This is a genomic window from Streptomyces sp. SL06, from assembly GCF_058244745.1.
The window spans coordinates 6,742,130-6,761,671 of the sequence record NZ_JBSYOT010000002.1 but is presented as its reverse complement, the minus strand read 5'-3'; the positions used below and the strand labels follow the sequence as shown (position 1 = coordinate 6,761,671).

The 19,542-nt window shown below is 72.9% G+C and carries 22 protein-coding genes; 9 read left to right on the top strand and 13 right to left on the bottom strand.

Features of this window, described 5'->3' with window-relative positions; genetic code table 11:
• The first annotated feature begins 102 nt into the window (after positions 1–102).
• Positions 103–939 carry an ABC transporter ATP-binding protein gene (locus AC4IHM_RS31055; RefSeq protein ID WP_490870289.1) on the top strand — a complete coding sequence of 279 codons (837 nt, stop codon included), beginning with the start codon at positions 103–105 and terminating at the stop codon, positions 937–939.
• 59 nt (positions 940–998) lie between these two features.
• Here AC4IHM_RS31055 and AC4IHM_RS31050 read toward each other — a convergent pair whose 3' ends face one another.
• The gene (locus AC4IHM_RS31050) at positions 999–1,277 is read right to left on the bottom strand and encodes a transglycosylase family protein (RefSeq protein WP_490870992.1); all 279 of its coding nucleotides are present in this window, start codon (positions 1,275–1,277) and stop codon (positions 999–1,001) included.
• A 342-nt stretch (positions 1,278–1,619) separates the two neighbouring features.
• On the opposite strand from AC4IHM_RS31050, the gene AC4IHM_RS31045 reads away from it, so the two are divergent.
• The 3 genes from AC4IHM_RS31045 to AC4IHM_RS31035 all read left to right on the top strand — a co-directional run bounded on the left by AC4IHM_RS31045 (position 1,620) and on the right by AC4IHM_RS31035 (position 4,349).
• Complete coding sequence (locus tag AC4IHM_RS31045; protein ID WP_490870288.1) at positions 1,620–2,108, top strand: DUF5949 family protein; 489 nt, start codon at positions 1,620–1,622, stop codon at positions 2,106–2,108.
• A 98-nt stretch (positions 2,109–2,206) separates the two neighbouring features.
• On the top strand, positions 2,207–3,277 hold the full coding sequence (locus AC4IHM_RS31040) for a right-handed parallel beta-helix repeat-containing protein (protein WP_490870287.1): 1,071 nt from the start codon (positions 2,207–2,209) through the stop codon (positions 3,275–3,277).
• Positions 3,278–3,320: 43 nt separating this feature from the next.
• Complete coding sequence (locus AC4IHM_RS31035) at positions 3,321–4,349, top strand: methyltransferase (protein ID WP_490870286.1); 1,029 nt, start codon at positions 3,321–3,323, stop codon at positions 4,347–4,349.
• Between the two features lie 9 nt (positions 4,350–4,358).
• Here the strand turns inward: AC4IHM_RS31035 and AC4IHM_RS31030 are convergent, their stop codons facing one another.
• The 4 genes from AC4IHM_RS31030 to AC4IHM_RS31015 all read right to left on the bottom strand — a co-directional run bounded on the left by AC4IHM_RS31030 (position 4,359) and on the right by AC4IHM_RS31015 (position 8,931).
• Positions 4,359–5,507 carry a SchA/CurD-like domain-containing protein gene (locus AC4IHM_RS31030; RefSeq protein ID WP_490870285.1) on the bottom strand — a complete coding sequence of 383 codons (1,149 nt, stop codon included), beginning with the start codon at positions 5,505–5,507 and terminating at the stop codon, positions 4,359–4,361.
• Between the two features lie 148 nt (positions 5,508–5,655).
• Positions 5,656–6,321, bottom strand: a complete 666-nt coding sequence (locus AC4IHM_RS31025) for a class F sortase (protein ID WP_490870284.1) — start codon at positions 6,319–6,321, stop codon at positions 5,656–5,658.
• Between the two features lie 112 nt (positions 6,322–6,433).
• Positions 6,434–6,868, bottom strand: coding sequence for a hypothetical protein (locus tag AC4IHM_RS31020; protein ID WP_490870283.1), 435 nt, complete (start codon positions 6,866–6,868; stop codon positions 6,434–6,436).
• Between the two features lie 167 nt (positions 6,869–7,035).
• A complete protein-coding gene (locus AC4IHM_RS31015; protein ID WP_490870282.1) occupies positions 7,036–8,931 on the bottom strand; it encodes a PP2C family protein-serine/threonine phosphatase in 1,896 nt (631 codons plus the stop codon).
• A gap of 171 nt (positions 8,932–9,102) precedes the next feature.
• Between AC4IHM_RS31015 and AC4IHM_RS31010 the strand changes: the two genes are divergently transcribed.
• Positions 9,103–9,654: a GNAT family N-acetyltransferase gene (locus tag AC4IHM_RS31010; RefSeq protein ID WP_490870281.1), complete on the top strand. Its 552-nt coding sequence runs from the start codon at positions 9,103–9,105 to the stop codon at positions 9,652–9,654.
• Between the two features lie 63 nt (positions 9,655–9,717).
• On the opposite strand, the gene AC4IHM_RS31005 is transcribed toward AC4IHM_RS31010, so the two are convergent.
• The 5 genes from AC4IHM_RS31005 to AC4IHM_RS30985 all read right to left on the bottom strand — a co-directional run bounded on the left by AC4IHM_RS31005 (position 9,718) and on the right by AC4IHM_RS30985 (position 14,600).
• Positions 9,718–10,188: an ATP-binding protein gene (locus AC4IHM_RS31005; RefSeq protein ID WP_490870280.1), complete on the bottom strand. Its 471-nt coding sequence runs from the start codon at positions 10,186–10,188 to the stop codon at positions 9,718–9,720.
• 173 nt (positions 10,189–10,361) lie between these two features.
• Positions 10,362–12,002, bottom strand: a complete 1,641-nt coding sequence (pgm, locus tag AC4IHM_RS31000; protein WP_490870279.1) for a phosphoglucomutase (alpha-D-glucose-1,6-bisphosphate-dependent) — start codon at positions 12,000–12,002, stop codon at positions 10,362–10,364.
• Between the two features lie 228 nt (positions 12,003–12,230).
• A complete protein-coding gene (locus AC4IHM_RS30995) occupies positions 12,231–12,617 on the bottom strand; it encodes a hypothetical protein (protein ID WP_490870278.1) in 387 nt (128 codons plus the stop codon).
• Between the two features lie 162 nt (positions 12,618–12,779).
• Entirely contained in the window at positions 12,780–13,532 is a 753-nt protein-coding gene (locus AC4IHM_RS30990) for a PepSY domain-containing protein (protein WP_490870277.1), read from the bottom strand.
• 78 nt (positions 13,533–13,610) lie between these two features.
• Positions 13,611–14,600 (bottom strand): LysR family transcriptional regulator, encoded by a 990-nt coding sequence (locus tag AC4IHM_RS30985; protein ID WP_490870276.1) that lies wholly within the window; start codon positions 14,598–14,600, stop codon positions 13,611–13,613.
• Positions 14,601–14,858: 258 nt separating this feature from the next.
• Between AC4IHM_RS30985 and snpA the strand changes: the two genes are divergently transcribed.
• Positions 14,859–15,548: a snapalysin gene (gene snpA / locus AC4IHM_RS30980; protein ID WP_490870275.1), complete on the top strand. Its 690-nt coding sequence runs from the start codon at positions 14,859–14,861 to the stop codon at positions 15,546–15,548.
• A 9-nt stretch (positions 15,549–15,557) separates the two neighbouring features.
• On the opposite strand, the gene AC4IHM_RS30975 is transcribed toward snpA, so the two are convergent.
• A complete protein-coding gene (locus AC4IHM_RS30975) occupies positions 15,558–15,749 on the bottom strand; it encodes a hypothetical protein (protein ID WP_490870274.1) in 192 nt (63 codons plus the stop codon).
• A 41-nt stretch (positions 15,750–15,790) separates the two neighbouring features.
• On the opposite strand from AC4IHM_RS30975, the gene AC4IHM_RS30970 reads away from it, so the two are divergent.
• Positions 15,791–16,141, top strand: a complete 351-nt coding sequence (locus AC4IHM_RS30970) for a hypothetical protein (RefSeq protein ID WP_490870991.1) — start codon at positions 15,791–15,793, stop codon at positions 16,139–16,141.
• An 82-nt stretch (positions 16,142–16,223) separates the two neighbouring features.
• On the opposite strand, the gene AC4IHM_RS30965 is transcribed toward AC4IHM_RS30970, so the two are convergent.
• Entirely contained in the window at positions 16,224–17,954 is a 1,731-nt protein-coding gene (locus AC4IHM_RS30965; protein ID WP_490870273.1) for an MFS transporter, read from the bottom strand.
• Positions 17,951–18,463 carry a MarR family winged helix-turn-helix transcriptional regulator gene (locus AC4IHM_RS30960; RefSeq protein WP_490870272.1) on the bottom strand — a complete coding sequence of 171 codons (513 nt, stop codon included), beginning with the start codon at positions 18,461–18,463 and terminating at the stop codon, positions 17,951–17,953. Before AC4IHM_RS30960 ends, AC4IHM_RS30965 begins: the two co-directional genes overlap by 4 nt.
• 100 nt (positions 18,464–18,563) lie before the next feature.
• Between AC4IHM_RS30960 and AC4IHM_RS30955 the strand changes: the two genes are divergently transcribed.
• Together AC4IHM_RS30955 and AC4IHM_RS30950 are read left to right on the top strand one after the other, a co-directional pair.
• Positions 18,564–19,271, top strand: a complete 708-nt coding sequence (locus AC4IHM_RS30955) for a GAF and ANTAR domain-containing protein (RefSeq protein ID WP_490870271.1) — start codon at positions 18,564–18,566, stop codon at positions 19,269–19,271.
• Between the two features lie 6 nt (positions 19,272–19,277).
• The gene (locus tag AC4IHM_RS30950; protein ID WP_490870270.1) at positions 19,278–19,469 is read left to right on the top strand and encodes a hypothetical protein; all 192 of its coding nucleotides are present in this window, start codon (positions 19,278–19,280) and stop codon (positions 19,467–19,469) included.
• Positions 19,470–19,542: the final 73 nt, after the last annotated feature.

Sequence of the window (19,542 nt, the reverse complement as noted above, 5' to 3'; positions counted from 1 at the left end):
CCGGCCGGGGGCGTCCAGGAACCGGACGGTCCGGCAGGCGCGTGGTGGATGCATCTACCGTTCGGGGTGAACGATCGGTGTCCCGCGTGAAGGAGTCACGGCATGGCCGGACAGAAAGCCAGCTCCCTGGCCGACGAGAACGAGGCGGCCGTCGTCCGGCTCCAGGACGTGAGCGTCCGCCGCTACACGACGGACCAGGTGATCCTCGACGACATCGACTGGACGGTCCGGCCGGGCGAGCACTGGGCCCTGCTGGGGGCCAACGGCGCCGGAAAGACCACCCTGCTGCGGCTGCTCGGCGCCCTGATGCACCCCACGGCCGGCTCGGTCGAGGTCCTCGGCAGCCGGCTCGGCCGGGTGGACGTCCGCGAACTGCGGGCGCGCATCGGCCATGTCACCTCCGCCCAGCGGGTGCCGCAGGACCTCACCGCCCACGCGGTCGTGCTCACCGGCCACAGCGGCACCGTGCAGCCCTTGTGGCGGACGTACGACGCCGAGGTCCGGCTCCGCGCCCACGAGCTGCTGACCGAACTCGGCGTCAAGGAGCTGACCGACCGGCCGTACGGCGTCTGCTCGGGCGGTCAGCGGGCGCGCGTCCTCATCGCCAGGGCGCTGATGGCCGATCCGGTCCTGCTGCTCCTGGACGAGCCGTTCAACGCCCTCGACCTGCCCTCCCGCGAGGACCTCGTCGAGGCCATGCACCAACTGGCCGAAGGGCGCCCGCAGTTGGCCACCGTGACGGTCACCCATCATCTGGAGGAGCTGTTCCCGGCCGTCAGCCACGCCCTGCTGCTGCGCGAGGGCCGCACCCTGGCCCACGGGCCCGTGGACGACGTCCTGACCGACCCCCTGCTGACCGTCTGCTTCGGCCGGGACATCACGGTGGCCAGGCGCGACGGCCGCTGGTCGGCCTACTCGGGGCGGCGCGTCCAGGGTTAGGCCCCGCGCCCCGCGCCCCGGGTCCGGGGTCCGGGGGACGGGCGCGGAGCCCCCGGGTGTCAGGCGCAGCCCCAGGCGGACATCCCCTGGAGGCGGGCCAGGCGTTCGGCCACGGCGATCTGCTCGGCGCGGGTGGCGAGGTCCGCGCGCGGGGCGTACTTGAGGCCGCCCGCCGCGATCCAGCTCGACCGCGCGAACTGCAGTCCGCCGTAGTACCCGTTGCCGGTGTTCGCCTGCCAGTTGCCGCTGGACTCGCAGGCGGCGATGGCGTCCCAGTCGGTGCGCTGCGGGACGGCCGGCGAGGCCGCCGCCTCCGCGGTCGTCCCCAGTGCGGTCATGGCCAGCAGGGCCACCGCGACGGTCCGGACCCGGCGGCCGTGCGTGCCGCGCGCGTCGCCCTGATGAGCGTCTCGTCTACAGATCATACGGAGACAGTTACCGCACGTGACGTTCCGGGCGCTCCACCGGCCACCGTCTCCTTGGACCACCCGGAGCACGCGAACCACTCGTGACACGGCCGACCGGCGCGGCCGGCGCCACGCACCGGCACTTCGACGACCTCCGAGGCCGGCTGTCACGGCACCGGGCGCGCCCCTCGTTCGTGTGAAGAAACGCGGGGATGTCCTCCAGTCGAGTGAGAGCCGGCCAGGTGCGTCCCGGCGCGCCCGTACGGTTTCGCGGTGACCTCGATCTCTCCTGACACGCGCCCCCTGCGGACCGCCGACCTCGGCACGCTCGTCATCATGTCCTGGAGCCGTGAGACCCCCGAAGGCGACGTCCCCTTCCTCCTCGCCTGCTCCCTCGGCGACGGCGCGAGCGGCCCGGAGGCGACCTCGGCCGCCGTCGGGCAACTGCTGCGCCGTGCCGGGCTCCCCGTGGGCGAGGGTGTCCTCGACGCCACGGTCCTGCCCGATCTGCCGGTCGGTCTGCTCGTCGTGCCGGGCGCGGCCTCCCTCACCATGCCGGGGATCAACGCCCAGTTCGCCCCCACACCGCAGTGGCGGGCCGCGGTCGACCGGCGCGGCTACGCGTGCCTCGTCTTCGCCACGCGTCCCTGGTCCGGGGGCGAGCCCGGCGACAGCGCGGCGGTCGCCGCCTTCGCCAACCACCAGGACACGCTCACCTCGGCGGCACAGGCCGTCCTGCCCGTGCGCACCCTGCGCGGCTGACGCCGCCCGCGAACGACCGGTTCACCGTGGGTTCATGACACGCCGTCGGATGGCTCATCCGGCCGGAGGCGCAAGAGCGCGGGCATAGCGTTCACAATATGAAGAAATGCCATGTCGTGTACCTGGTGTGCACCGCAGCGATGATCGGGACGGGACTCGGTGCGGCTCCGGCGTCCTCCGTCCCGCTGACCCGTGTGGTCCACCCCGGGGAGTCGATCCAGAAGGCGGTGGACGCCGCCAGGCCTGGCGACACCGTGCTCGTGACGCCCGGCACCTACCGCGAGAGCGTCAGGGTGAGCACCCCCGGCCTCACCCTGCGCGGCACGGGCCGGGACACGGTCCTCACGCCGGGCACCGCGAAGGCGGCCGGCGACACCTGCGCCGAGGGCGGCAACGGCATCTGCGTGACCGGCACGAAGGACGAGCACGTCAAGGGCGTCACCGTCGCCGACCTGACGGTGACCGGATTCACCCGCACCGGCGTGTTCTCCGTGGACACCGACGGACTGACCGTGCGCAATGTGACGGCGGTCGGGAACGGCGTCTGGGGCATCGCCCAGGAGCGGTCGGTCCACGGCGTCATCCGGGGCAACACCGCCCGCGACAACGGCGACGCCGGGATCTTCCTCGCCAACACCGTCGACGCCGAGCAGGGCGCCGCGGACACCCGCGGCACGGTCGTCGCGCACAACCGGGTCGAGGGCAACAGGATCGGCGTCACCGTACGCCGCCTGCGCAACCTCGCCGTCGCGGGCAACCACGTCACCGGCAACTGCGCGGGCGTGTTCGTCGTCGGCGACGAGAACAGGCCCAGGGCCGGCGATCTGGTCGTACGCGACAACCACGTCGTGGGCAACAACAAGTCCTGCCCGAAGACCGACCGGCTGGACGCGCTCCAGGGCTCCGGCATCGTCCTGACCGGCACCGAGAGGGTCCTGGTCGCGGACAACACGGTCGAGGGCAACTCCGGCACCTCCCCGCTGTCGGGCGGCATCGTCCTGTTCAAGAGCTTCGTGGGTGTCACGGGCGAGAAGAACGAGGTCACCGGCAACAGGCTGCGCGACAACTCCCCGGCCGACCTCGTCAACACCGAGACCGGTGAGACCGCCAGGAGCAACACCTTCCAGAACAACACCTGCGGGGCCTCCAGGCCCGCGGGACTGTGCTGAGCCCGTGGCCACCCGTGGACCGAAGCAGGAAGGAAAGCGGCACATGACGACCGCACAGACTGCCCCTCCCCCGCCCATGCGGCTGCGGGAACTCGCCTTCGGGGCGGCATGCGCCGCCGCCCTCCGCGCGGCCGCCCGGCTCGGTGTCGCCGACGCCCTCGGCGACACCCCCCTGGCCGTGGAGGACCTCGCCGCCGCGGTGAAGACCGAGCCCAGGCCGCTGCGCCGGCTGCTGCGCGCCCTGGCCTGCTACGGCGTCTTCGCCGAGCGCGAGGACGGGACGTTCGCGCACACCGACATGTCCCGGCTGCTGCGCGAGGACGACCCGCACAGCCTGCGCGACATCACCCTGTGGTGCACCGAACCGTGGACCTGGGACGCGTGGCCCCGACTGGACGAGGCGGTCCGCACCGGCCGCAACGTCGTCGAGGACCTGTACGGCAAGGAGTTCTTCACCTACCTCAACGAGGACGCCCCCCAGTCGGCCGAGGTCTTCAACCGCGCCATGACGACGTCCAGCCGGCAGTCGGCCCAGGATGTCGCGGCGTTCCTCGACCTGTCGGGGAGCACGTCGGTCGCGGACATCGGCGGCGGCCAGGGGCATGTGGTGGCGAGCCTGCTGGAGAAGTACCCCGCCATGCGCGGCACACTGCTCGACCTGCCGCGCGTCGTGGAGAACGCCGACCCCCGGCTGCGCGGGGCGGGAGCACTCGCGGACCGGGTGCGCATCGTGCCGGGCGACTGCCGCACCGCCGTTCCGGTCCGGGCCGATGTCTACATCATCAAGAACATCCTGGAGTGGGACGACGACAGCACCGCCCGCGCCCTGCGCAACGTCATGGAGGCCGGCGGCCCCGGGGCGCGGGTCGTGGTCGTCGAGAACCTCGTCGACGACACGCCCTCGATGCGGTTCAGCACGGCGATGGACCTGCTGCTGCTCCTCAACGTCGGCGGCGCGAAGCACACCACCGACAGCATGACCGGCCGGCTGACCGACGCGGGCCTCGTCATCGGCGACATCCGCCCGGTCAACCCCTACCTGCACGCCTTCGACTGCACGGTCCCCGAGTGAACGGACCGGTCAGGCGTCGGGCGCGCGCCGGTCGGTGACGAGGTCCATGCGGGCGTCCTGGAGGGCGCGGGCGAGTCGGCCGCCCGCCGGTGCGGCGCCGGCGGGGCCGTCCAGGAGCGTCGTCAGTTCGGCCACCTGTCCGGCGTCGGCGAGACCGAGGGACACCGCCGGGTCGCCGGCGTCGAGATCGCCCCGTACGTCGACCAGTCGCACCACGATGTCGTCGCGCTGGAAGATCGTGCTGCACAGGACCGGGCCGCGCGGATCGTCCGCAGCCGCCTCGTCGCGCTCGGCGAGGAGCCGGGCCAGCCGCATCCCGCGGCCCGGCCGCGCCGGGTACAACAGGGCGTGCCGCCGCGCCGCCGGGTCCCGCTCCCCCGCCGTCACATGGTGTACGGCGGGCAGCGCGGCCCGCGTGTAGAACACCCGGGCGGACTCCGGGTCGCCGAGGTCCCGGTCCTGCTCCAGATACGGGTTGAGGGCCTCCTCCACGGCCCGCACCTCGGGCTGTTCGGCCACGTGCCGCAGGGCCGCGAGCAGGTCGCCGCGCACCTCGATGGCCCGCACCACCCGGTTGCCGTGCAGGAACAGGGACGTACGGCACAGCCGCGTGGTGTCGTCGACCCGCGGTTCGGGCGAGGCGTAGTCGGCGAGCAGCTCGGCGACCGCCTTCTCGCTGCCCGGCTCGACCGTGAAGGTGAGCGCGTGCCGGATCACGCCGTCACCGATCCGGGGGGCCGCCCGCGTCGCGCTCCGTTCGCGCTCGCCGCCGGACGCCGGACGGCCGGTCTCGCGCACGACGTGGAAGCGGAGCGACCTGGTGTCCCGGACGCACCTGTGCAGCGGCTCGACCATCCGTACGTGCTCTTCGCTGCTGACCCAGTTCAGGAACGGCGGGGCGCTCTCCCACTCGCTGGTGATGAGCCACTGGGAGGGGTTCTCGATGGACTGGCACAGTTGCTCACCGATGTGCCCGGGAACGGACTCGACATGGCTGCGCAGGTGCTCGTACGTCTCCAGGAACTGCTGCTGGGCCCCGTCGTAGACCTCCACCAGCAGGACGACCCGGAGCCGGGAGCCGTCGAACACGGACTGGGAGACCTGGTGCGACACCTGTCGCGCCAGCGGTTCGGAAGCGGGGGTGGGCGTGGTGGTCATCCTGCGCACATCTCCTTCGCGGGGGCGGGAGTGAACGTCGGCCGCGGTGATGCGACGCCAGCGTGCCTCGATCCTGTGCCCGGCCCCGACGGCGCGCGACCCGTATGCACTGCGCGGGTGAGCGCGCCGTGCCGAGCCGTCCGCGGGTTCAGGTCAGGTGCGCGAAGACGACCAGGTTGTCCGTGTAGTCCTTGGCCTTGCGGTCGTAGTCGCCCGCGCAGGTGATGAGCCGTACCTCGGCCCGGTCCGTGTCCCCGTACACGCGCTCGCTGGGGAAGCCGTCCTTCCCGAAGGTCTCCAGGCTGTCGACCACGAAGGACGCCTTGCGTCCGTCGGCCCGCTCGACGTGGAAGGTGTCTCCCTCGTTCAGCCGGTCGAGGCGGGCGAAGACGGCGGCGGAGGTCTTCGTGTCCACGTGCCCGGCGATGATCGAGGTGCCCTTCTCGCCGGGGGAGGCGCCCTTGGCGTACCAGCCCACGAGGTTGGTGTCGGCGGCCGGCGGGGGCTCCAGCCGCCCGTCCGCGCCGATGGCGAGGTCGGTGAAGGGGGCGTCGACGGAGATCTCGGGGATCAGCAGGCGCACCGGTTTCGACCGCGGCAGGGGCTGCCCCGCGTGGCCTGCGCCGGCCGGCGCCGACGAGGCGGGTTGTGCGGGCGGCGCGGGGCGGGAGGAGCCGGCCGACGTGTGGTTGCCGCCGATCAGGCTCACCGCCAGGACCAGCAGGGCCACGGCGCACAGCAGCGTCGTGCCCGAACGGGACGCCGGGCCGGCCGGTGCCGTCGCGTCGTCGGGGGAGGAAGGGGGGAGTGCCATCGGGGACCACCTCACTGGGGCACGGCGGCAGGGCGGACACGGTGGTGGCGGCGAGCCGGGCCGCCCCGCGGTTCCTGGGTGGCGGCCCGGCTGCTATCGCGCCCGGCACGGCTCACGCCCCTGCGCGAGCCGACTTCTTGCGCCGGACGGCGTACAGACCGGTCCCGGCGACGGCCAGGACGGCCAGCCCGCCCGCGGTCGTGGTCGGCGTGTCCAGCGCGCCGCCTCCGGTGTGCATCCCGCCGCGCGGCTTCTCGTGGTCGCCGCCCCAGGACTTCTCGCCGCCGTCGCGCTGGTGGCTCCCGGAGTCCTGCTTGGACTCACGGCCGCCGCCGTCCCAGTCGCCCTCGCTCACCGCGGCCAGCGCACCGCCGCCCGTGTGCATTCCGCCGCGCGGCGCGTCGTACTTGCCTCCGCCGTTGTGCTCCTTGCTGTAGGAAGAGTCGTCGTGGTTCCAGTCGTTCCCGGCCGCGTGGGCGCCGGCGGCGCCGAGGACGAGTACGGCCGAGGCCGCCGCCGTGGTCAAAAGCGTGCGAGCAGAACGCATCTTCGGGTTCCTTCCGTCACGACCGGGCAGCTGGTGCTTCGTCAGCTGAGATGACCCGGCCCCGACGTGAATCACCGTCAGCCAGCCGTTCGTCCGGCACCACTCAAGGCGCTCAGCCGGGTGAACGCGCGTCCGGCCCGCGGCGGACGCGTACGCGTACGCGTCGACTACTCCGGCGGGGCGGCCTGTGTCGGATCCGCCACCTCCGGCTCCTGGCGCCGGGAGCCGGGGGCCGCCCGGTCGGGGGTGGCCTGGCTGTGCGGGGACTGGGACGGTGGCGGCGGTGCGGTGTCGCCCGGGGCGCCGACGCCTGCGGCGGGCAGGCGCAGGACGAGCAGGGCCACGTCGTCGCCGCGGGGCGCGATCCGGGCGAGCAGTTCGTCGCAGAAGTCGTCGATGCGCCACCTCCCGGGCCGGCGGACCAGTACGCCCGCGTGGTGGCGGAGCTGGTCCATGCCCTGGTCGATGGGGCACTCGCGGTTCTCCACCAGACCGTCGGTGTAGAGCAGGAGGGTGCTCTCCGGCGGGAGTTCCTCACGGGTGTCGGGCCAGTCGAGGCCGAGGCGCAGGGTGGCGCTCATGCCGATGAGCGGGCCGTGGCCGCCCTCCAGGAAGCGGGTCTCGCCGTCCCGCGTGATCAGCAGGGGCGGCGGGTGGCCGGCGTTGACCCACTGGAGCCGCCAGGGACCGCCCTCGGGGCCTTCGACGCGGGCGAAGACGAGGGTGGCCATCGGCGCGTCGCTGGTGTTGGTCACGGCCTCGTCGAGACGGCGCATGATCACGCTGGGCGGCTCCTGGTGGTCCCAGGCCAGGGCCCGCAGCATGTTGCGGACCTCGGCCATGTGGGCGGCGGCGTGCAGATCGTGCCCGACCACGTCCCCGATGACCAGGGCCAGTACGCCGTCGCCGAGCAGGAAGGCGTCGTACCAGTCGCCGCCGACCTCCATGGCGCTCTCGGCGGGCCAGTAGCGGGCGGCCATGCGCAGGTGGTCGACCTGCGGGAGCGGGGTGAGCAACTGGCGCTGCATGGTCTCGGCGACGTTCTGCTGCTCGTGGTAGAGCCGGGCGTTGTCCAGGACCAGTCCGACCCGGCGTCCGATGTCCACCAGCAGGGCCACCTCGGCGTCGGTGTGGGCGGGGTGGTCTCCGGTGCGTGCGACGGTCAGCACCCCGTAGGAGCGCTGCCGGGTCCTGAGCGGGACGGCCACGGCCGCGTGCCCGCCGAGTCGTTCGAACAGCACCCGGTGGGTGGCGGCGAGCGGATTCTCCGGGTCCCGGAGCAGCGCCTCGACGTTCAGCCGGACGGGCCGTTCGCCGTTGATCAGCAGGGTCAGCGCGGCGCGGGCCGGGTCCGGGAGCGAGGTCACCGGCCCGCGCAGCCGTTCCGCCCGGTGCGGGTGCGTGCTGCTGCGGACGGCGACCCGTTCCAGTACGTCCGACTCGCCGGGGTGGACGTCGACCGCCGCCCACTGGCCCAGTTCCGGCACCAGCAGCCGCAGCAGGCGGCGCAGCGTGGTGGAGGTGCGCTCGGTGGGGACCAGCACCGTGGAGATCTCGGCGACCAGGTGCAGCTGGGCGGTGAGGTTCTCCAGGGCGCTGGTGCGTGCCTCGGTCTCCTCGGCGGCGCTGCGGTGCAGGCTGAAGTCGTGGAAGACGAGGACCAGCCCCTCCTGCCTGCCCTCGCGGACGAGCGGGGTGACCGCCCAGATGATGGGGACCGTGGTGCCGTCGGACCGCTGGAAGTACTCGTCGCTGCCCTCCTCGGCCGGCACCCCGTGCAGGGGGTTGCGCAGCGCGCACTGCTCGCGCGGCACGGGGCTGCCGTCGGCGTAGCGGTGCAGGAGGTCGTGCGCGTCGTGACCGAGCATCTCCTGTTCGGAGCGTCCCAGGAGCCGTTCGGCCCAGGGGTTGACCGAGGTGATCCTGGCGGACGGGCCGAGGGTGAGTACGCCTGCGCCGAGCGCGCGCAGGACGGCGGGGGCGATGTCGGGCTCCGGGGCGCCGTCCGCCCTGTCGTGCCCCGGTTCGCCGCCCTCCCCGTGGCCCGCCCAGCGTGATGTCACGACCCTCACAGCCTTCCGATGCCGTCCGTCCCGCCAGGTTCCCTCAGCCGACGGGGATCAACCGCCCCGCAGGGCCGAAGGGGGGAGTGAGCGTGCCCGGCGCGGACGCGGCGCCCCGCGGGCGCTTCTTATTCGGTGGCTGCGCGGTCCGGTTCCGCCTACGTTCGCCCGATGAGCGAACTCAGAACCGATCGGCTGGTGCTCCGGGGGTGGCGGGCGTCCGACCTGGCCCCGTGGGCGGCGCTGAACGCCGACCCGGTGGTCCGCGAGTACCTCCCCGGGGTGCCGACCCGGGAGCAGAGCGAGGCGTCGGCGGCCCGTTTCCAGGCCGATCTCGACCGGCGGGGCTGGGGGTGGTGGGCGGTGGAGGTCGCCGCGACCGGTGAGTTCATCGGGTTCGCCGGGCTCGATCCCGTGGAGGACGGCATGCCGTTCAGCGGGGTGGAGGCGGGCTGGCGGCTGGCCCGCCCGGCCTGGGGACACGGCTATGCCACCGAGGCCGGGCGCGCCGTGCTGGCCCATGCCTTCTCGGACCTCGGTCTCGCGGAGGTCCTCGCGGTGACGGCGCGTGGCAATCTCCGCTCGCGGGCGGTGATGCGTCGGCTCGGCATGACCCACGACCCGGCCGACGACTTCGACGACCCGGGTGTTGCCGAGGGTCCGCTGCGGCGCTCGGTGCTCTACCGGCTCCGGGCCGGGGACCGGCGTCACATCGGTCGGTAGGAGGTGGCGCGGGGCCCGGCCGTCCCCGTGCGCGGTCTCGTCGTACGCGTTGTCCCGGCGTGGTCAGGCCGGGTTGGCGAAGGCCGTGCCGTTCGCGTCGTCGACGAGTCTGACCGCGGCCCTCATGCGCTTGCCGACCGGTTCCCGGTGCACCTCGAAGCTCTGGCAGACCGCCATGACGATCTCAAGACCGTGCCGGCCGACCCGCCCGGGGTCCGCGGTCTCGGCCACCGGCAGCACCGGTTCGCTGTCCCACACCGTCACCTCCACCCGGTCCTCGGCCAGTTCCAGATCGACCAGCGAGGGGCCGGGCGCGTATTTGCAGGCGTTCGTCAGCAGCTCGCTGACCACCAGTTGCACCAGGTCCACCGCGCGCTCGGACACCGGGAAGCCGTGGGCCGCCCGTACCCGTGCCAGAAACATCCGGGCCAGCTCCCGGCCCCGGGCGATGTCGCCGGGGATGCCCTCGTACTCTGCCGAAACCCTGACCAGCTCTTCACTCAGCTGGTACCCATTCTGGGCAGCCCCGTCCATCCGATCCGCCCTCTTCCTGAGCCTTGACCGTTACGCCAGCCCGTCTACCCCCAAATCCGGGAAACATCGGAGAACACTTGGGACCAACGAGCGGCAGTGGTGCCACGCGTTCGTCGCACGCGTGACCCGTGCCCGTCTCCCGGGCCGGCCGGCCCGGGAGACGGGCACGGGTGTCAGCCGGCCAGTGCGCCGAGGACGACCTGCTTGGCCTCCTCCTGCACCTGCCGCAGATGGTCGGCGCCGAGGAACGACTCGCCGTAGATCTTGTATACGTCCTCGGTGCCGGAGGGGCGGGCCGCGAACCAGGCGTTCTCGGTGGTGACCTTGATGCCGCCGATGGCCGCGCCGTTGCCCGGTGCCTCGGTGAGTACGGCGGTGACCGGCTCCCCGGCGAGGGTGTCGGCGGTGATCCGGGCCGGGGACAGCTTGGCCAGCCGGGCCTTCTCCTCGCGGGTGGCGGGGGCGTCGATGCGGGCGTAGGCGGGTTCGCCGAAGCGGGCGGTGAGCGCCGCGTAGTGCTCGGAGGGGGTCTTGCCGGTGACGGCGGCGATCTCGGAGGCGAGCAGCGCGAGGATGATGCCGTCCTTGTCCGTGGTCCACACCGAACCGTCCCGGCGCAGGAACGACGCCCCGGCGGACTCCTCGCCGCCGAAGCCGAGCGAGCCGTCGAGCAGTCCGTCCACGAACCACTTGAAGCCGACCGGGACTTCGACCAGTCGGCGGCCGAGGTCGGCGGCGACCCGGTCGATCATGCCGGAGGACACCAGGGTCTTGCCCACCCCCGCGTCGGCCGGCCACCGGTCGCGGTGGGCGTACAGGTAGGAGATGGCGGTGGCGAGGTAGTGGTTGGGGTTCATCAGCCCGGCGTCCGGGGTGACGATGCCGTGGCGGTCGGCGTCGGCGTCGTTGCCCGTCGCGATGTCGAAGCGGTCGCGCCGCTCGATGAGGGAGGCCATCGCGTACGGCGACGAGCAGTCCATGCGGATCTTGCCGTCCCAGTCCAGCGTCATGAACCGCCAGGTGGGGTCGGTGAGCGGATTGACCACGGTCAGGTCGAGGCGGTGCTGCTCGGCGATCCGGCCCCAGTACGCGACGGAGGCGCCGCCCAGCGGGTCGGCGCCGATCCGCACGCCGGCCGCGCGGATCGCGTCGAGGTCCACGACGTTCGGCAGGTCGGAGACGTAGGCGGTGAGGAAGTCGTGGCGGCCGGTGCCGGGGGCGGCGAGCGCCCGCGCGTAGGGGATGCGCCGTACGTCCTTCAGGCCGGCCGCGATGATCTCGTTGGCGCGGTCCTGGATCCAGGAGGTGGCGTCCGAACCGGCCGGGCCGCCGTTCGGCGGGTTGTACTTGAAGCCGCCGTCGGAGGGCGGGTTGTGCGAGGGGGTGACGACCACGCCGTCGGCGAGGCCCGAGGCGCGGCCCCGGTTGTGGGTGAGGACGGCGTGCGAGACCGCGGGGGTGGGGGTGTAGCCGTCGGCGGTGTCGACGAGGACGGTCACGTCGTTGGCGGCGAACACCTCCAGTGCGGTGGTCCTCGCGGGCTCGGACAGGGCGTGGGTGTCGGCGCCCAGGTAGAGCGGTCCTTCGGTGCCCTGTGCGGAGCGGTACTCGCAGATGGCCTGGCTGGTGGCGGCGATGTGGTCCTCGTTGAACGCCGTGGCCAGGGACGAGCCCCGGTGCCCGGACGTGCCGAAGGCCACGCGCTGGGCCGGCTCGGCCGGGTCCGGGTGCAGGGCGTAGTACGCCGTCACCAGCCTTGCGACGTTGATCAGGTCCTCGGGGCCGGCCGGCTTCCCGGCTCGGTCGTGCTGCATGCGCCCACTCCTCCACGTCGGTCGGGACTTCGCTCGCGGTCCCATCTTCCCCTGTCCGGGGGGAGCGGCACCGGACGTTCCGGCCGCCGTCGTGGCGAACGCCGGGTCCGAGGTGGGGTACTGCGGCCGTGTGTCCCCGCGGGCGGGCCGTCGTCCGGCCCGGAGGTCACCGGTGGCGTGCGGAGTGGGTGACGGGCCGGGGCACGGTGCCGCGGCCGTGCGGCCGTGTCAGATCCGGCCGCCGGTGAGACGGGTGAGGGGACCGTGCGTGCGGCGTCCGGCGCGGCGTCCCAGCGCGTAGGAGGCGGCGCTCAGGGCGGTGATGCCGACGCCCACGCCCGCGGCGGCGAGCTTGCGTTGGGCGACGGCCGTCCACGCCGTCCGCGCCGTGGCCGCGACATGGCCCGAGGTGGTGATGACCGCCTGGCGGCCGGCCTCGACGCCCTTGGCCGCCGTCTGCACGGCGCCGTTCGCGGCCTCGGCCGAACGCTGGGCGGCGGCCTGCCCGGCCCGCGAGGCGGGCGCGGTCGCCCTCTCGGCGGCGTCCCGGGCCCTGGACTCGGCGGTCCAGGTGGAGTTGGGCTTCTGGTTCGTGTCCTTGTTCGGATCGCTCATGGACACCGCATTGCCTCTCACCGCGACGGCAAACACGTACGGTGTCCGGGGCGGTCAACGGGATTCCGGTCCTCGCCCGCCGTGTGACGGCCCGGGGACACGGAGAACGGGAGCAGTGGGCCGCGCGGCCCGCTGCTCCCGTCGGTGTCCGGGGGCTGCGGCTCAGTCGTTGTCGGCGTTCTGGCTCAGCACCTTGCCGTCGGCGGCGTCGACGTCGACGGTGGTCTTGTTCCAGTTGTCGGTCGACACCACGTCGACGGCCCAGACGACCTGCTGGCCCCTGTCGCGGAGTCTGACGCGGGTGACGGTGCCGGCGGCCTCGTCGGTGGCCGCCGTGACCGCCTGCGCCGGGGTCTGCTCGGCCTTGGCGATCCGGTCGGACACCTTGCTCTTGTCGTCGGCGTCCTGGTCCGGGACCACCTGGGTGCGGAAGACCTTTCCGGTGACGGCGTCGATGTCGATCCGGTGCACGGTGCCGTCGGTCTGGGCGACCCTGGCCTCCCACTGCGGGGTGCCCTGGCTGGGCGCCGGGTTCGGCATGCTGGGGCTCGGCGAGCCGGTCGGCGACGCGGTGGCCTCGGCCGCCGTGGGCTTGAGTTCGAGGTCCACGAGCTTGCCCTCGGGGACCTCCTTGACGGCGGTGTCGGCGGCCGTGTCCCAGGTGACCTTGGTCGCCGAGACAAGGTCCCTGCGCTCGGTCCTGGCCTCGTTCATCGAGGCCGACGGAGAGCCGGAGGGGGACGCGGACATGGAATCGGTGGCGGACACGGAGGGGGACCCGGTGGGGGCCGCCTCCGCGACGCTCGAACGTGTCGTGTCGGCGTTCGTGCAGGCGGTCATCATGAGAACGGAGGTGCCGAGGGCACCGATCACGGCCAGCGAACGCAGCGGCGGGAGTCGTCGTGCAGAGCTCATGATGCTGTCCGTAACCGTTCCGTCACACAGACACACCGGTCCGGTATGAAAATCACTCTGTTGGCCTGATGGTTCGCTTCAGCGGGCCCGTACGAACTTCACCCGGTCCTTCCCCGCGGCGGCCACCTGGCACCGGGGCAGCGTCCGGATCCCGGCGCCCTCCAGCCATTCCCGGTACGCGGTGGACTGCCGGGCCACCTCCCAGTACGCCTCCTCCAGCGCCGGGTAGACGGCGTCCAGCCCGGCCCGGGTGCGGGCGGCCAGCAGCAGGCGTACGCCGAGCGGATCGCCGTGCAGGCGCCGCACCGCCATCTCGGGGCGGGACAGGGAGCTGGGCTGGCAGACGGTCACGACCTCGCCGGTGGCCACGAGGGAGGCGGCGGTGTGGTAGTCGCCGTGCAGCACGCGCGGGTTGAGACCGACGGCGCGCAGCATGCGGTGTACGCCGTCCCACTCGCCGTCCACGGTGGGGTCGACCATCCAGCGGTCGTCGGCCAGGTCGGCGAGCCGGACCGCGGGGCGGGTGGCCGCGGGGTGGTCGGCGGGCAGCATCACGAACTGCGGTTCGCGCTCGACGAGGACCCGCAGCCGCAGGCCCTCGGGAACGTGCAGGGGACAGCCCTCGACCTCGTGCACGAAGGCGACGTTGAGCTGGCCGTCGGCGACCAGGCGCAGCAGCGCGTTGGCGGAGACGTCCATCTGGAGCGTCGGTTCCAGGCCCGGCCGTCTCAGCCGGCGCAGCCAGCCGGCCAGGGCACGGCTGGCCGTGGACCCGACGCGCAGCCGGCTGTCGTCGCCGCCCGCCGCGGCGGCGCGGGCCTCGCGGACCAGGGTGCTCATGTCGGCCAGCAGCGGACGGGCCCGGCCGAGGACCGTCCGGCCGAGCGGGGTGGGGCGGCAGCCGGTGCGGGCCCGGACGAACAGGGGCCCGCCCAGGGCCTGTTCGATCCGGCTGAGCTGGGTGCTCAAGGTGGGCTGGGCGACGCCGAGCCGACGTGCCGCCCGGTGCAGGCTGCCTGCGTCGGCGATGGCGCACAGCGCGCGTAGGTGCCTCACCTCAAGCTCCATGCAGGGAGCGTAGGGCGGAACAGTTGCCTGCGCCAGGTGAACAAAAGGCGGCGGATCAGGGCGAGTTCTGCACTCCGGTCGAAGCTTCTCCCGGACGGCCGACCGGTGTTGGCCGACCGGTGAGGGCCTCGGGCGGAGAGGGCCTCGGGCGGTGATAGCTCCGTCCTATCGCCTGTTGCCATCATCACAGCGGGCTCATGGGCGCTCCACACTCACCGGTGACGACTTCCCCCCACTCCCCCGCACAAGGAGTCATCGATGCGCATCAGTCTGCCCCTGCTGTCCACCGCGGTCGGTCTCGGCCTCACCGCGGCCGTGCTCGGCACCGGACCGGCCGCGACGGCCGCCGCGCCCCAGGTCCAGGCCCCGGCACCGGCCGCCCACCTCGGCTACGCACCCCTGGCCGGATCGGGCGAAGACGCCCGGAACAACCAGGAGTTCTTCGAGGCGGTCATCGAGTCCGTCGCGAAGAAGCGCGCCGCCAACCCCACTTCGGCGGCGGCGGTCACCGTCTACTACAGCACCACCAACGCGCCCAGCTTCCGCTCCCAGATATCCAGCAGTGCCCAGATCTGGAACGGCTCGGTGGCCAACGTGCGGCTCCAGGAGAGAAGCTCGGGCGCCGACTTCGCGTACTACGAGGGCAACGACTCGCGCGGCTCGTACGCCTCCACGAACGGGCACGGCAGCGGGTACATCTTCCTCGACTACCAGCAGAACCAGCAGTACAACTCGACCCGGGTGACCGCCCACGAGACCGGGCACGTGCTCGGTCTGCCCGACCACTACTCCGGCCCGTGCAGCGAGCTGATGTCGGGCGGCGGCCCCGGCCCGTCCTGCACCAACGCCTACCCGGACGCCACCGAGCGCAGCCGGGTCAACCAGCTGTGGGCCAACGGCTTCACGGCCGCCCTCGACAAGGCGCTGCAGAAGACCACTCAGCGCTGACCGCCCCGCTCACGTGTGCCACCGCCGGTCGAGGCCTTGGCCGAGCAGTTCGGTGAGGCCGGTCCGCCGGATCCAGGACAGTTCGCACTCCTCGAAGCGGACGGCTCGGGGGCGACGGCCTGCGCGCCGCCGCGGCGCCCCGTACTCGGGGCCGGTGTCCCCGGGGGCGCGCGTTGCGGACCCGGTGTCGGGCGCCTTCACTGAAGGCAACCTCGCCGTCAGGCGTCGGATCGGAGGCCATGATGCTGTCCCACACCCTGGAGCGCGGGGTCCTGGTCGTCACGGTGGACCAGGACCCGGGAGTCGACGGGCGGGCCACGCTGACCGCGCACATCACCGACCTGGTCGACGCCCATCGGCCGGCCCCCGTCGTCATCGTCCTGACCGAGCGGGCGGGCGGCCACGCCGCGGTCAGCGCGGTGCTCCGGGCCCATCAGTGGTGCGGCCGGCTCGGTGTCCTGATGTCCGTCGTCACCCACAGCGCGCCGGTCCGGCGGCTGCTGGAGGACAACGCCGACGCCTCGGGTCCGCGACTGGTCGTGCACGCCCGCGTCGACACCGCCATCACCACCGCGTTCACCGCGGTGGTCTAACGCCCGTCCGCGATTCCTCGGCGGCCGACCGGGACCGCTGCGAAGTCCCGGCCGGCCCGCCTGCGCGCCGAACCGGAGCGGCTCAACGCACCTCGGCGCGCAGTTCGGTCAGGGACCGCGCGGTCAGCGGCCGGGGCTCGTCGTCGGGGTCGACCAGGACGACGGTGCAGGTGGCGGCGTGGGTGAGGGCGCTGGTGAAGCTTCCGTCGGCGAACTGGGCCAGCGGGCCGCGCGGCGAACGGCCGACCGCGACCGTGCGCGCCCCGATCTCGGCGGCGTGCCGGGCCAGGGCGCGGCCCGCGGCGGCGTGGTCGCCGACGCCGGCGAGAATCTGGCCGGTGGCGTCGATGCCGAGGCCCCTGAGCCGGTCGAGGTGGGCGGTGACGGCGGCCTTCGCCTCCGCGTCGGTCTCGGTGTCGACGGCCTGCTCCTCTACGACGGCGGTCTCCCGCACATGGACGACCTCAAGGGGGCTGCCGGTGTCGCGGGCGAGGCGTGCCGCGCTGTCGACGACGGCGGCGGCTGCCTGGTGGGATCCGACGGCGACCACGACGGGCTGGGCGTCGGCAGCGGCGGAGGCCGGGGTGCCGACGGGGGTGAGCGAGGGAGCCACCGGTTCGCCGTCGCCCACCATGCCCGCCTCGGCCCGGCGGAGCAGTCCGTGACCGCTGGCAAGCACCGGAATGGCGAGCAGGAAGGTGGCGGCACCGAGGTAGAAGGGCACGCTCAGGTCGGTGGCGTCGGCGAGCTTCCCGGCGACGTAGGGGGCCAGGCCGCCGCCGATGAAGCGGAGGAAGCCGTACGCGGAGGAGGCCACGGGACGCTCGACCGGGGAGACGAGCATGACGGCCTGGGTGGTGAGGGTGTTGTTGATGCCGATGAAGGCGCCGCTGACGATGACCGCGACGACGACGGTGGTGGGGTCGCCGACGCCGGCGGCGATGACGGCCATCACGACCGCGAGGCCCAGCAGATTGGCGTACAGGACCGGTGCGGTGCCGTAGCGGGCTTGCAGGCGCGGGGCGAAGAAGACGCTGAAGGCGGCGACCAGCAGGCCCCAGCCGGTGAAGACCAGGCCGAGCCGGTGGGCGTCCAGCTCCATCGGGTACGGGGCGTAGCCGAGCATCGTGAAGAAGCCCCAGTTGTACAGCAGGGCCATGATGCCCATGGTGAGCAGGCCGCGGTGGCGCAGGGCCTTGAGCGGGGCGATCGGTGAGGTGACCCGCTTGGGCCTGGGCAGGTCGGGCACGAAGGCGACGGTGGCGACCAGGGCGATGGCCATCAGGACGGCGACGCCGAAGAAGGGGCCGCGCCAGCTGATGGCGCCGAGTTCGCCGCCGAGCAGGGGGCCGACGGCGATGCCCAGGCCGAGTGCGGTCTCGTAGAGGATGATCGCGCCGCCGAAGCCGCCGCTCGCGGAGGCCACGATGACCGCGAGGGAAGTGGCGATGAACAGGGCGTTGCCCAGTCCCCAGCCCGCGCGGAAGCCGACTATGCCGTTGATGGAGTCGGTGGTGCCCGCGAGCGCGGCGAAGACGACGATGATCGCCAGGCCGGTGACCAGGGTGCGCTTGGCGCCGATGCGGCTGGAGACCCAGCCGACGATCAGCATGGCGACGGCGGTGACGATCAGATAGCTGCTGAACAGCAGGGAGACCTGGCTGGGCGTGGCGTCGAGGCTGTCGGCCAGTGCGGGCAGGATCGGGTCGACCAGGCCGATGCCCATGAACGAGATGACACAGGCGAAGGCGACGGCCCAGACGGCCTTGGGCTGCCGGAACGGACCGGCGGCCCCTCCTTGCGATGCGCTCATGTGCGGTGCTCCTCCGAGATGTCCTGATGGTTGTGGATGACCCGGGCCAGGGCCAGGAGCCCGGTCGCGGTGGCCCGCTGCTCCGGACCGGTCATGTCCTCCATGAGCCCCTGGAGGGCCCGAGCGCGCTCGGCGCGTCGCCGTGCGAGGACCTCCAGCCCGGTGGAGGTCACCTCCACGAGCACGCCGCGGCCGTCGCCGGCGGCGGCGGTGCGCCGGGCCAGTCCCCCGCGTTCCAGCCGCGTGACGAGCTGGGTCATGTTCGGCTGGGAGACGCCCTCGGCCCTGGCGAGTTCGGTCAACCGCTGGGGGCCGTCGCGGCTCAGCCTGGCCAGCGTCGAGGAGGCCGCGGTGCTCAGACCGCCGGTGCGGGCGCTCTGCCGCACATACCTGATCATCTGCTCCAGGGCGATGATCAGGTCGTCCGGGGAGGCGTCCCGGTCGGCCGGATGGTCCGGGCGGTCGGGGCAGTCCGGGTCCAGGGGCCTGTCCATAAGCGCATTATGCATTTAGATGTAACGTGAAACAAGATGCCCCGGCCACCACCAGCTGTTGCGTCCCGGCTTCTCCGGGCACTCTTCAGAGCGCGGGGGCAGAGGAGGTAACGGCATGGACTGGCGCGGGTTCGCACAGCAGATGGCGTCGCTGGCGCGTGATCTGCTGGCCCAGGAATCGGTGAACGACACACTTGCGCGGATCACCGGTTCGGCCACGGAACTGGTCGAGGGCTGCGACGCCGCCGGCATCCTCATCCTGCGCGGCGACCGGGTGCAGTCGCTCGCCCCCACCGATCAGGTGGTCGTCGACAGCGACGCACTCCAGGGACGCGTCAGGGAAGGACCCTGCTTCGACGCGGCACGCACCCCCGGCGGCCAACGGCACTACCGGATCGCCGACTTCGGCAAGGAGGCGGACCGCTGGCCCAGGTACGTCCCCGAAGCCCGCAAGCTGCGCCTCGGCAGCATGATGGGCTTCCTGCTGTTCACCGAGGACGAGGACCTCGGAGCGCTGAACCTCTACTCCTACCGGCCCGGCGCGTTCACCGAGTCGGACGAGACGGCCGGCTGGCTGCTGGCCTCCCACGCCGCGGTCGCCTTCTCCAGCGCCCGTACGCACGCCCAGTTGCAGGAGGCCATCGGCACCCGCCACACCATCGGCGAGGCCATGGGCATCCTCATGGGCAGCCACCGTCTCACCGAGGACCAGGCCTTCGCCACGCTGCGCCGGTACTCGCAGGACCACAACGTCAAACTCCGCGAGATCGCCCGGCAGGTCTGCGAGCGCGGCGGGCTTCCCCGGGGGGAGGGCGAGCGGTGACGAGCGGTGATCGCACGAGACTTCTCCCGCCCCGGCCACGAGGACCTGCCGAGCGCGCTGATCGAGGCCTCCGGGAACGGCGACCGTCTCACCGACCAGGAAATCGTCTGCGGCCGATGGCGGCAACCGGACCCCTCCACGCGTCCCGCGCCGGAGAACCCGCGCATCTCCTTCGTTTGCTTCCCGCCCCGCGGGTAACTCCGGCATTCCGGACGCCGATCCCGTTCCCGCACACCGGCGTCGACACCGCTCGTGGCATCCCGGGAGTCGC

Coding starts and splice junctions, on each gene's coding strand:
- AC4IHM_RS31055 (WP_490870289.1), top strand. CDS start 103: ATGGCCGGACAGAAAGCCAGCTCCCTGGCCGACGAGAACGAGGCGGCC.
- AC4IHM_RS31050 (WP_490870992.1), bottom strand. CDS start 1,277: ATGACCGCACTGGGGACGACCGCGGAGGCGGCGGCCTCGCCGGCCGTC.
- AC4IHM_RS31040 (WP_490870287.1), top strand. CDS start 2,207: ATGAAGAAATGCCATGTCGTGTACCTGGTGTGCACCGCAGCGATGATC.
- AC4IHM_RS31035 (WP_490870286.1), top strand. CDS start 3,321: ATGACGACCGCACAGACTGCCCCTCCCCCGCCCATGCGGCTGCGGGAA.
- AC4IHM_RS31030 (WP_490870285.1), bottom strand. CDS start 5,507: ATGACCACCACGCCCACCCCCGCTTCCGAACCGCTGGCGCGACAGGTG.
- AC4IHM_RS31025 (WP_490870284.1), bottom strand. CDS start 6,321: ATGGCACTCCCCCCTTCCTCCCCCGACGACGCGACGGCACCGGCCGGC.
- AC4IHM_RS31020 (WP_490870283.1), bottom strand. CDS start 6,868: ATGCGTTCTGCTCGCACGCTTTTGACCACGGCGGCGGCCTCGGCCGTA.
- AC4IHM_RS31010 (WP_490870281.1), top strand. CDS start 9,103: ATGAGCGAACTCAGAACCGATCGGCTGGTGCTCCGGGGGTGGCGGGCG.
- AC4IHM_RS31005 (WP_490870280.1), bottom strand. CDS start 10,188: ATGGACGGGGCTGCCCAGAATGGGTACCAGCTGAGTGAAGAGCTGGTC.
- pgm (WP_490870279.1), bottom strand. CDS start 12,002: ATGCAGCACGACCGAGCCGGGAAGCCGGCCGGCCCCGAGGACCTGATC.
- AC4IHM_RS30995 (WP_490870278.1), bottom strand. CDS start 12,617: ATGAGCGATCCGAACAAGGACACGAACCAGAAGCCCAACTCCACCTGG.
- AC4IHM_RS30990 (WP_490870277.1), bottom strand. CDS start 13,532: ATGAGCTCTGCACGACGACTCCCGCCGCTGCGTTCGCTGGCCGTGATC.
- AC4IHM_RS30985 (WP_490870276.1), bottom strand. CDS start 14,600: ATGGAGCTTGAGGTGAGGCACCTACGCGCGCTGTGCGCCATCGCCGAC.
- snpA (WP_490870275.1), top strand. CDS start 14,859: ATGCGCATCAGTCTGCCCCTGCTGTCCACCGCGGTCGGTCTCGGCCTC.
- AC4IHM_RS30970 (WP_490870991.1), top strand. CDS start 15,791: ATGCTGTCCCACACCCTGGAGCGCGGGGTCCTGGTCGTCACGGTGGAC.
- AC4IHM_RS30965 (WP_490870273.1), bottom strand. CDS start 17,954: ATGAGCGCATCGCAAGGAGGGGCCGCCGGTCCGTTCCGGCAGCCCAAG.
- AC4IHM_RS30960 (WP_490870272.1), bottom strand. CDS start 18,463: ATGCATAATGCGCTTATGGACAGGCCCCTGGACCCGGACTGCCCCGAC.
- AC4IHM_RS30955 (WP_490870271.1), top strand. CDS start 18,564: ATGGACTGGCGCGGGTTCGCACAGCAGATGGCGTCGCTGGCGCGTGAT.